This window comes from Acinetobacter sp. YH12046 (assembly GCF_013419905.1).
Taxonomy (GTDB): domain Bacteria; phylum Pseudomonadota; class Gammaproteobacteria; order Pseudomonadales; family Moraxellaceae; genus Acinetobacter.
This window is the reverse complement of record NZ_VOZF01000012.1, coordinates 81103-92268: the sequence shown is the minus strand read 5'-3', so window position 1 is coordinate 92268 and position 11166 is coordinate 81103. Positions and strand designations below refer to the sequence as shown.

12 protein-coding genes are annotated in these 11166 nt (G+C 43.3%); 3 read left to right on the top strand and 9 right to left on the bottom strand.

Annotation, left to right across the window (positions count from 1 at the left end; all coding sequences use genetic code 11):
• Positions 1-242: 242 nt before the first annotated feature.
• From FTU03_RS09165 to FTU03_RS09155, 3 genes are read right to left on the bottom strand one after another with little or no spacing between them, the layout of a single operon-like run.
• Positions 243-1322: a DUF6670 family protein gene (locus FTU03_RS09165; RefSeq protein ID WP_179992788.1), complete on the bottom strand. Its 1080-nt coding sequence runs from the start codon at positions 1320-1322 to the stop codon at positions 243-245.
• 24 nt (positions 1323-1346) lie between these two features.
• A complete protein-coding gene (pssA, locus tag FTU03_RS09160) occupies positions 1347-2168 on the bottom strand; it encodes a CDP-diacylglycerol--serine O-phosphatidyltransferase (protein WP_005233819.1) in 822 nt (273 codons plus the stop codon).
• Positions 2169-2205: 37 nt separating this feature from the next.
• On the bottom strand, positions 2206-3063 hold the full coding sequence (locus FTU03_RS09155) for a 23S rRNA (adenine(2030)-N(6))-methyltransferase RlmJ (RefSeq protein WP_004786802.1): 858 nt from the start codon (positions 3061-3063) through the stop codon (positions 2206-2208).
• Positions 3064-3176: 113 nt separating this feature from the next.
• On the opposite strand from FTU03_RS09155, the gene FTU03_RS09150 reads away from it, so the two are divergent.
• Positions 3177-3779 (top strand): 2OG-Fe(II) oxygenase, encoded by a 603-nt coding sequence (locus FTU03_RS09150; protein ID WP_159122608.1) that lies wholly within the window; start codon positions 3177-3179, stop codon positions 3777-3779.
• Between the two features lie 71 nt (positions 3780-3850).
• The gene (locus tag FTU03_RS09145) at positions 3851-4378 is read left to right on the top strand and encodes a hypothetical protein (RefSeq protein ID WP_159122609.1); all 528 of its coding nucleotides are present in this window, start codon (positions 3851-3853) and stop codon (positions 4376-4378) included.
• Positions 4379-4449: 71 nt separating this feature from the next.
• Here FTU03_RS09145 and FTU03_RS09140 read toward each other — a convergent pair whose 3' ends face one another.
• From FTU03_RS09140 to FTU03_RS09115, 6 genes are all read right to left on the bottom strand, one after another.
• Positions 4450-4707 carry a DUF2789 family protein gene (locus FTU03_RS09140; RefSeq protein ID WP_179992787.1) on the bottom strand — a complete coding sequence of 86 codons (258 nt, stop codon included), beginning with the start codon at positions 4705-4707 and terminating at the stop codon, positions 4450-4452.
• Between the two features lie 116 nt (positions 4708-4823).
• Complete coding sequence (locus FTU03_RS09135) at positions 4824-5087, bottom strand: DUF2789 family protein (RefSeq protein WP_005233812.1); 264 nt, start codon at positions 5085-5087, stop codon at positions 4824-4826.
• Between the two features lie 46 nt (positions 5088-5133).
• On the bottom strand, positions 5134-5412 hold the full coding sequence (locus FTU03_RS09130) for a DUF2789 family protein (protein WP_004786814.1): 279 nt from the start codon (positions 5410-5412) through the stop codon (positions 5134-5136).
• A gap of 177 nt (positions 5413-5589) precedes the next feature.
• Positions 5590-6576, bottom strand: a complete 987-nt coding sequence (locus FTU03_RS09125; RefSeq protein WP_004786815.1) for a malate dehydrogenase — start codon at positions 6574-6576, stop codon at positions 5590-5592.
• A gap of 172 nt (positions 6577-6748) precedes the next feature.
• The gene (locus FTU03_RS09120; protein ID WP_179992790.1) at positions 6749-7387 is read right to left on the bottom strand and encodes a ribonuclease I; all 639 of its coding nucleotides are present in this window, start codon (positions 7385-7387) and stop codon (positions 6749-6751) included.
• 34 nt (positions 7388-7421) lie between these two features.
• Positions 7422-9356, bottom strand: a complete 1935-nt coding sequence (locus FTU03_RS09115; protein WP_373684501.1) for a transglycosylase SLT domain-containing protein — start codon at positions 9354-9356, stop codon at positions 7422-7424.
• A gap of 334 nt (positions 9357-9690) precedes the next feature.
• Between FTU03_RS09115 and miaB the strand changes: the two genes are divergently transcribed.
• Positions 9691-11148: a tRNA (N6-isopentenyl adenosine(37)-C2)-methylthiotransferase MiaB gene (gene miaB / locus FTU03_RS09110; protein ID WP_179992786.1), complete on the top strand. Its 1458-nt coding sequence runs from the start codon at positions 9691-9693 to the stop codon at positions 11146-11148.
• Positions 11149-11166: the final 18 nt, after the last annotated feature.

The window sequence follows — 11166 nt, the reverse complement described above, 5'->3', positions numbered from 1 at the left end:
AAGCTAGGTCGGCTATATTACTCTCTATCTCTAGAAAGTCAACCAGTAATGAAAATTATTTTTAAACTTTCTTTCTAAAACCCAACTCAACCATTTCATGCTAAGTTACTGTTTTATCAGAAGTTTTGATCTTCATCACTGCCGATGGATGTGCATTATAGACCAATCCCAAACAAGCGCAACCCCTATTTTTAAGAAAATACTTCAGTTGATTATTATTTCTACAAAAATGCCGATTTTCCCTATTTTTTGAGCATTAAAGGTATAGGATTGGCCAATGTACTTAATAATTTCTCTTTTTTATTGTGTTCCTGAAAGCGCAAGGAGCGGCAATCTATATATTCACAGTAGCCCCCGTCCCCATGCTCAGTCTCGCCATTAATTCTAACTTCGTAATTAAAGCTTCCAACATAACCCGCAGCCAGACCAAATTTGAAATCTCCTCGGCTTTGTCCCTGCAGCCAGATCTGCATTCCTTTGCTATCTTCATAGCACCATTCAAACTCACGCGGCAGATACATCTTTTGCCCATTTGGAGTAGTCACACTCGGATAAACCCGATGCACCTTGAAATAGACTTTTTGATCGAACATTTGACTGGCCATATTTTTCAAGTCACGCAGATAAATTCGTGACTGCACAATGCTGTTCAGACTATCTCGAATTTGTGCCAACAATAATTGCCGTCCTTCACTCAGGTTAATAATCTGATAAGTCAGAAAGGCCAAAGGCAAATAGGGAAAATTAAAGCTTCGTGCAAATTCAAAACTACCTAAACTCTCGATAAGGTATTTCTGATCTTTATAATGTAAGGTGCCCTGACAATAACAAAGCAAAGACCAATGATCAGCCAGTGCAAAGCGCATTTGGGTAAAGTGTGAAATCAGATTGGTCGTATGGATGCTGAGATCAAAGCCCAGTTCAGAATCAAAACGTTGTAAACGAAAATGTGGAAAGTCGCCGGTCAGTTTTTCACGATCTAGAAACTGAAACAGGCCATACTGAAACTTGCAATCCTTTTTGATTGAATAGCAATTTAATTGTCCCGCCATATGCGGACTGGTACTACAGATTACTGTGGCTGTATCCAGTGCATTGGTTTGAATAGCACTCGGGTTAGCCAACATCGGTGCATTAGGCTGACCGATGATACTCAAAAAGTTAAGATAATGAAGGGGTGCAGGCAGATCAGGAAGCGTCAGGCCCTGATGAATAATTTTATATTTCTGGTTTGGCCCATGATAGGCAAGATTATGCTGGGAAACAGCAGGAGTCTGATTCAGCTGTTTCGAACGATCTAGAAAATCTTGAAGAAACTGCATCTCAAACTCCTTATTTTTATATTGTTATAAGGTACTCTGTCTTTTTGCCATAAAGGTTGTAAGGAAACCAGACAAAGCATAGATGACAGAGATCACGAGAATCCCTACCGGAATATTATAAGTCATCGCTGCAAAGATAAACACCGCGATCGGCAACACGAAAAACGGCACCCGTCTACGCTCTACGGTTTTAAATGAATAGTATTTGATATTAGAAATCATCAATAAGCCAACGATTACGATAATCGCAGCATTAATGATTTGTACAGTAAAATCACGAATATCAAACACAGCCGGGAAGTCCAATCCTACCCAGACCAGTGAAATAATAATGACGGCTGCTAATGGACTTGCAACGCCAATAAAATAGCGTTTATCCACCACTCCAATCTGAACGTTAAAGCGGGCTAGACGGAAAGCTGCACAAGCCGTATAGACAAAACAAGCCGCCAGACCGATACGGCCTAAATCACTTAATCCCCAGCTATACATCAAAATAGCCGGTGCCACCCCAAATGCCAGCATATCGGATAGTGAGTCGAACTGTTCACCGAATGGACTTTGTGCCCCAATCGCACGTGCCACACGACCATCGAGACCATCAAATAAAGCTGCCAAGAAAATGGCATAAATAGCTTGCTGAAATTCGCCATTCATACTGGCAATAATCGAGTAAAAGCCTGATAACAACGCAGCGGTTGTAATCAGGTTAGGCCACAGATAGATACCTCGACGCTTAACTCTTTGCCCTTCCTGGGTATGCTCTACCTCTTCCACCTCGAAGGTGATGCCATCAAATGGCAAATCTTTCGAAGATTCGTGTTCCGGCTTATTTGTACTTGTCATTCTTGTCGATCCTAACTATGACCCGATCTTTAAAATATTATTCGCCTACTAACCAACGAACTGCTGCATGACCGCCATTTTCCTGCATACGCAAATGCGGGAATAACCATTGCAGCGCTTCGTCTGCATCTTCAGAGAACTTCCAAGGTGGGTTAATCACCAGTAAACCACAACCATTTAAACCCACTGGTGTATCATCTGGCCATACACAGATTTCACATACCAACTGACGGCGAATCCCGGTCTTGAACATTTTCTTCTCGAAACGTTCAATCATGGCACGGTCTTTAATTGGGTACCAAACTGCAAATACGCCTGTCGGCCATTTTTTATAAGCAGCAACCAGTAATTCAACCAGCTGTGGGAAGTCTTTACGCTCCAGCTCATACGGCGGATCGATCATCACCAGACCACGTTTTTCTTTCGGTGGAATGACTGCGAGCAAGCCTTCATACGCATCACGCTCATGCAAACCGGCGCGTTTGTCAAAAATGTTATGACGTAACTGCTGGAAGACATCACGCTGCATTTCAAAAATGGTGGCCTTGTCAATTTCACGCATGCCTTCCAGTGCAAACCAAGGTGAACCCGGATATGCACCTTTACCAAAGTTTTCACGCATTTTCTCAACAATTTTTAAATATTGTTGTACGCCTTCTGGCGCATTACGCTTGACCGAATCATCCAGCTTGATCAGACGATGAATACCGTTCAGGAATTCCCCTGACTTTTGCGCTTCAGAGGTGGATAAATCATATTTACCTGCACCACCATGTGTATCTACATAGCGATATGGTTTATCTTTTGCATTGAGTCGAGTCAATAATTGAAGCAACAATACATGCTTCATGACATCGGCAAAGTTGCCAGCATGGTAATGGTGACGGTAATTCATGTTTCATTAATTCCTAATATCAACCGCTATTTTAACATGAAAAATAGTTTCGTTCAGACCCGATTCTTACATAGAATAGCGCGACCCCAATTTACCCTTCTAGGTGAGTTTCTATGGAAGCAGTTCAACTCCCGGCAACCTGGCCAGTTGATCAGATTATTGATGATCTAGATCAGCATGGTTTTAGCATGATCGACAATGCTTATGCCCCATCCTATGTTGAACAGCTGATTGCTGAATGTACCAGTAATCTGGAACGCTTTCGTGATGCAGCCATTCAGAATGGCGTAGTCAGCAATATCCGCAGTGATCACATTCTCTGGCTCAATGAAGATCTGGAAATTTCTAACCAGCATGTGCAAACCTTACAGGCTTTAGGTCATGAGCTGAACCGCGCTTTCTTCCTCGGCATTAAAGATGTGGAAGCCCATTTTGCCTGCTATAACGCGGGCGAGTTCTATGCCCTGCATCGCGATAATCCTCAAGGTAAAAATGGCCGGATGATTTCTGCGGTTTATTATCTGCATGATGATTGGCAAGATAACTGGGGCGGCGAACTACATCTGCAGGATAAAAATGATCAATGGCATATTATCCAGCCTAAACCAAACCGTATTGCCTTCTTCCAAAGTGATTTAATGCATGAAGTTTTAAAAGCCAAACATCAACGTTTATCAATCACCGCCTGGTTAAGAAGTGATACCTGTTTGCTCTAATCCTTTTTCCACGCTTTAAATTTCAATTTTCAGCCTCATATAGCAATCATTGAGATATGAGGACTGCGTTCATGCGACCAACCCCCAAAGAGATCATTGCACGCATTGGTGAAACAGATCAGCTGTTTTTAAATGGCAATACGCCTGAGCTGGCGCTTGAACGGGCGGATCTTCGTCTGCAACTGGTGACTATTAGCCAGTTACGTCAAGAGCAGGTGCATTTCCTGCAAGAAGCGATTGTTCTGCTGGAGCAGAGCCGGATTGAATTTGAAGAAATGCCACTGGATTTGTATATCAATCTGTCTTTACACCTGGCCAAAGCCTATATGATCTACTTTGAGCTGACCAAAGAAGATCATTATGCGCTTATTACCCAGCAGATTCTAAAACCAATGACCAATTATGAGCATGCGGATATTTATTTCTTCCTGGCTTATGCATCTGCCAGTAAGAAAGAGCCTGCCATGACTCGTCACTGGCTAAATAAATACAGTAAAACGGCCCATTTTGACCATGAACTGGTAGGCCAGCATCCGGCATTTGATGAATATCGTCAACTGGAATGGTTTATCCAGATTCTGCGTAGCCGTATGCATTAAAACAACGAAATCTGTTCCTATAAAAATGCCTCACATTGATGAGGCATTTTTTATGAATTAATTTAATTGACTCAAGCCAAACGGCGTCGATCTGCATCCAGATGCAATTGCTGATTCAGTTCATCAATCCAGATTGCCCAGTCATCATCCTGTACCAGATGACTAATCAACAGCGAACGCTGCGCTTTATTCCAGAACGGTGCTTCATGCAGTGACATATGGGCAGGTAGCTGATGAGTACGCACATAAAGCTCAATTGCCGCCGGGCTGTTAGCCAGGCCGAGTTGAGAAAATAACAGTTCTAAGGATGGTTGGTTCTTCCCGAGCATATGCCCTCCTTATATCAGATATATTGTAGTTATTTATAGGACTAACTTATAAGATAAGACAAAAAAAACCTAGTCAAAGGACTAGGTTTTGTTGTGTCTTTTTGTATAAAGAAACTTTAATTGCTTTCAGGGCCTTCTTTATCACTTTCGACATGTAAAAGCTGGTTCAGTTTATCAATGATTACGATCCATTCATCATCCTGATGCCAGTGTTCGCGAAGAAAAGCGCTTTGCCCCTCATTCCAGAAATCTGCATCCGGCAAAATCACGTCTGATGGTAGCTGATGATTTTTGGTAAATTCATCAATTGATGCTTCATCAGCAGGCAAGCCTAATTGCTCAAATAATAACTCTAAAGTCACTTGCTGTTCTAATACCATTCGCTCACTCCATCATAAAAATAATCAGTTCATTGATTTGAAAATATTATTGACGCTTAGAAGAAGGCAGATCACAAGAACCACTTCCCTCTGCCTCAATATGCAATTGCTCATTGAGTACATCTACGAAAATTGCCCAGTCATCATCTTCTTTCCAGTGGCCAATCAGAAAATCATGCTGGTTTTTGGTCCAGAAAGGAGCTTTGTGTAAGGGGACATCCATCCCAATCTGGTGGGTTTTAATAAATTCATCGATTGCTTCCGGGCTTGAATCCAAACCGAGTTGCTCAAAAAAAAGTTCCATGGTAGGTCGCTGCTCTAACATCTCAGTACCTCCTCTTTTGTTGATGATTCTTCTTATTAAACTAGATGAGCCACTCGCAAAGTTCAGTTGTCCCTCCTTCACAAGATGTTATTTTTTGTTCTTTAAATTTTTTAGAAATAGCAATAAAAAAGCACCCCCAATGGAGTGCTTTTTTAACTTAATCTTAAAAAGATTAAATTATTTGATCATGTCAGCAACTGCAGCGCGCTCTTCTTCAAGCTCGTTCAGTGTAACGTTGATACGTTCACGGCTGAATTCGTCGATTTCAAGACCTTGAACGATTTTGTATTCACCGTTTTCAGTAGTTACAGGGAAACCGAACATTACGCCTTCAGGAATACCATAAGAACCGTCAGAAGGAATACCCATAGTTACCCATTTTCCGTTTGTGCCAAGAGCCCAATCGCGCATATGGTCGATTGCAGCGTTTGCAGCAGAAGCAGCAGAAGACAAACCACGTGCTTCGATGATCGCAGCACCACGTTTACCAACAGTTGGAAGGAATACGTCTTTGTTCCAAGCTGCATCGTTGATTTTGTCTTTCAAGCTTTCGCCGTTTACGTTCGCAAAACGGTAGTCAGCATACATTGTTGGAGAGTGGTTACCCCAAACAGTCATGTTTTCGATGTCAGAAACTGCAACACCCGCTTTTTGAGCAAGTTGAGTTAACGCACGGTTGTGGTCAAGACGCAACATTGCTGTGAAGTTTTTCGCTGGAAGATCTGGAGCAGATTTCATTGCGATGTAAGCGTTAGTGTTCGCAGGGTTACCTACAACAAGAACTTTAACGTCACGGCTAGCAACTTCGTTCAGTGCTTGGCCTTGACCAATGAAGATTTCGCCGTTTACTTTAAGCAGGTCAGCACGTTCCATACCAGGACCACGTGGACGTGAACCAACTAATAGAGCATAGTCTGCATCTTTGAAAGCTACTTTAGGATCATCAGTACCGATCATGCCCGCCAATAATGGGAAAGCACAGTCGTCTAGTTCCATCATTACGCCTTTAAGCGCTTGCTGAGCTTTCTCAACAGGAATTTCTAATAATTGAAGAATAACTGGTTGGTCTTTACCAAGCATTTCACCGCTTGCGATACGGAATAATAGGCTGTAACCAATTTGACCAGCAGCGCCAGTAACGGCAACGCGAACAGGTTGCTTCATGTAATTATCTCCAATTGAGAGGATCGTCATAATGATTAAATAGCTGTTCTATCTAATCTTAATAATCATAAACGGCAAAGATTGTACTCCAATCCTCTTCGAGATGCATGTAAAAGAGAATGGATTTCAACAAAAGTATGATAGGAAATATAAATTAATTTGACTAAAAAGCTTAGTATGTCCCTTTTATTGTGACAGTTTTTGGGCATGTATTAATAATGTTTGCAGGACAGCCTTTATAACCCCCATTGGCGTTATAGCAGACTTGGATGGAGGTCAGCAGGCTGGATGCGCGGGTCTGATGGCAGTTAAAGCGCAATGCTGTTGAAGGCAGTTGCGGATTGATTTTCAGAAATTTGGAACGCAGCATATCAATGGAAACGGTATGACTTTCCTGCTCGGTGAGTTCTTCAGGAACTTTCAGACGATCAGCATGATTGATCACGGTACGAAAATACTGCGTGGCATTCATCGGAATACAACCACCAATATTATGCCAGAGCAATGCGCGGGTATTTTCATCCGGCATGATACGGGCCACCACTTTAGCCTGCAAAGGCGGTAACTTCGCAGAACTGGTAGTAGTGCAATGTGTTGATGTGGTTTGAGGATAGAGACCAGAAATATTTAGGGAATAACCTTCAAGACATTTTCTTTTTTTACTGTAGGCCGGATCCAGACTGCAAAGTGCCGGTACCATCTGGATGTCCATGACATAACCCGTTGGCAATGCAAAGGCAGCTGGACTTGCTGCTAAAAATAAAAGTGCAGCCCATCCAGCAGAAATTTGAGCACCCCTTATTCCCTTGATCAACAAACTATCCTTCCCTTAGATTTTTTGAATGCTATGGTGTATTACGTAACGGAATGGCTTGCATACGCTTACCGACCGATTGTGCGCCCTGTCCCAATAAAATACCGTAATATGTCGCGTTCGTCATGACATGTTTCACATAATCTCGCGTTTCCAGTAAAGGAATGGTTTCGGTATATTGATCCGCAGCAATACTTTGGAATTCGGGTTGCCAACGGCGGGCACGGTTCGGGCCGGCATTATAACCTGCTGTTGCCAGTACTGGACTATTGCTCAATTGACGCTGAATTGTTGATAAATAGTAAGTTCCGTAACGGATATTGGTGTTCATATCGGTTAAGGCTGCCGGGTTATAGGTCTCACCCATTTGACGAGCGACCAGTTTGGCGGTGTCCGGCATGATTTGCATCAAACCACCAGCGCCTACATGAGAGCGTGCGCCGGTATTAAACCGGCTTTCCTGACGCATCAAACCATAAGCCCAGGCAGCATCAATGCCGGCATTACGGCTATGACTCACGACATAATTCTGATGTGGCATCGGATAACGATAATTGTAATTATGCTTGTCCGCCGTACGATCCGCTGCATAAATGGCACGGTCATACCAGCCCATATCCATCGCGCGTTTAGCTGCTGCCAACAGTAAATCGTCATCTTTTCTTAAATAAGCCTGTCGAACTGCCCAGTTCCATTCACGGTTAATATAATTCTCTGGCGCATTAATACTACGCAAGACAAAGGCACGGCGGAAATGAATATCCTGATTCAGACGTTGCATGGCCTGACTGGATGGCTGTGCCGAGTTCGGTGTAGAAGCCGTTAACTGACCTAATCTATCCCGTGCTAGCAGGTTATGATAATCCTCGCCGACTGCCAGTTTTTTATAGATACTTTCTGCTGCCTGTTTTGAAGCGCGATCTGTGCGCTGTTCACTGGCACGTGCCAGCCAGTATTGCCAGCGGTCTTCCTGTTTCTGGTTCACGCTCATGGCATCAATGGCACGAATCAGACTTTCCCAGGCACTAAAACGAATCGCCTGACGGGCATAAATTTCGGCTTCTTCCGGACTAAATGGCAAACCATAACTGGCATCCAGATAGTTCAGCACTTCACGGTTGAAGTTATTTTTCATTACCGTAGTGCCGCCGATATAACCCACAGTTCTGAATAGTGTTTTTTGTACTTGTACCGGTGTGCCTTCAGCAGTACGTTTTACAATGGACATTGCTGAATCAAGATCGCTATCTGCCAGACGCCCCAACGCATAAATCAGATAGGCATGATCAGCGGCAGTACTTTTAGGGGCTGACCATAAATAATTGGTTGGATTGGCCTGAATCGTATTGAGCTGAGCCAGAGACAGGTTAAGCCCTAAACCTTGTGCAGTGGCAATAGCCTGTCCAGACTGACCAGCACGTAATTGCACCCACAAACGCTGCTGGCGGTCTTCATTGGTCATAAGCGGACTGGATAACATCATGCGTCCCAAGCCTGTACAAGACTCAGGTTGAGAATTGGTGGTTAGCCAAACATCCTTAAACTCAGCATAAACCAGCTGATCGCCACTTTTGGCACGGACTTGTGCAACTGCACAGGCTTCAGCCGGATCGGCATTGGTGACATATTGCAGAACTGGTTGCGCAGTAGAAAAGTCAGCCATTTTGACTTTTTCTTCGACATAATCGGCTGCGAGTTTTTCTGCCATAGCCGACTGAGGATAACGTTGGGCGAAACTGATAATTTGACTGGCAGGTTGTGAGCCAAGATTCTGGTTCAGAATCCAGTATTCAGGATAATAGCCCAAGGCATCATTTTGCATGGCAGACTGATATTGTTGTAATTGTCCGACATTTCCAGCATTTGCCGCGCGTAAGGCATCATTAAATTGTTCTTCTGCTGCTTGCGCACTCATTGAACAGAGACACGCCACACTCAAGCTTAGTAATTTATAATATTTCTTCATATTTTTAGTGTGTTTAAACATCAATTTGCCTTCTATCATCGAGTTTTCGCCCAGCCCCTGTTGCCTATCATAAGAGTTAGCCGGAAAATTATAACCCACTGTATTGTTCACTTATGTAACCTTATGATTAGACAATATTAATTTTCAGACACTTTTTGTCCATAAATCAATATTTTCCCAGCCGCATTTTAGGCTATAAGTTTAAGCGACTTTCCTGCTAAAATATGCGCCTTTTAAAGATTTCAGAACGTGAATTGAATTTTTATTTACCCGTTTGCCTATGCAAACAGGTTATTCGTTCACTCTTTCGACGTATTACCTTGTAGGAGCCTACATGACGGTTCAAACCTTCATTCCGAATGGTGCCCCAGCTGCCTCAGAAAACACTGTCACCCAGCCAGCGCACACCCCAGCCATCGATGGTTCAGTTAAAAAACTGTATATCGAAACGCAAGGGTGTCAGATGAATGAGTATGACAGTCACCGTATGGCAGATCTGCTGGGCGATTCCCATGGCTATGTGCTGACCACCGATCCTAAAGAAGCGGATATTCTGCTGATGAATACCTGCTCGATCCGTGAAAAGGCACAAGAAAAAGTATTCTCAGAATTGGGCCGCTGGCGCAAGCTGAAAGAAAAAAATCCGGATCTGATTATTGGTGTCGGTGGATGTGTGGCTTCTCAGGAAGGTGACAATATCCAGAAACGTGCCAATTATGTAGACATGATTTTTGGTCCGCAAACCCTGCACCGTTTACCGCAAATGCTGGACCAGCATTTTGAGCAGGTCGAAAAACCGAAAAAAGAAAAAATTAAACTGGTCGATATTTCGTTCCCGGACATCGAAAAATTTGACTTCCTGCCTGAACCGCGTGTTGAAGGTTATAAGGCCTTTGTTTCGATCATGGAAGGCTGCTCAAAATACTGTTCATTCTGTGTAGTTCCATATACACGTGGCGAAGAAGTATCTCGCCCGCTGGATGACGTTCTGGCTGAAATTGCTGGCTTAGCAGAAAAAGGTGTGCGTGAAATTTCCCTGCTCGGTCAGAACGTGAATGGTTATCGCGGTGAAACCTTCGACGGTAAAATCTGTACTTTTGCCGATCTGTTACGTTTGGTTGCAGAAATTCCGGGGATCGGCCGTATTCGTTATACCACTTCGCATCCACTGGAATTCAATGATGATTTGATCCAGTGCTACCGTGACCTGCCACAGATGGTGTCGCATCTGCATCTGCCGGTACAAAGCGGTTCCAATGATGTATTGCAGGCGATGAAACGTAACCACACCATTGATGTGTATATCGAGAAAATCGAAAAGTTACGTAAAGTTCGTCCAGACATGCATTTATCTTCAGACTTTATTATCGGCTTCCCGGGCGAAACCGATGAGAACTTCGAAGAAACCTATCAGTTTATTCAGGATCTGGATTTCGATCACTCTTATAGTTTTGTTTATTCAAAACGTCCGGGCACCCCTGCTGCAGAGCTGGAAGATACAACACCTGAACAGGTGAAAAAAGAGCGTCTGGCCAAAGTTCAGGAGTGGATTAAACAGTCCAGTATTCGTAAAACAGATGCTATGCTCGGTACAGTCCAGCGCGTACTGGTTGAGAAAGTTTCTGATAAAGATCCGAATGTTCTGGTGGGTACAGCAGACAATACCCGTTATGTCACCTTTATTGGTGATGCATCGTGGGTAGGACGCTTTGCAGAGATCGAAATCACCGAAATTAAAACTTTAAATTTAGTTTACGGTGAGCTCTTGAATCTTGAGCCTGACGTGGCGTAATGTAGAGCATATAACGTA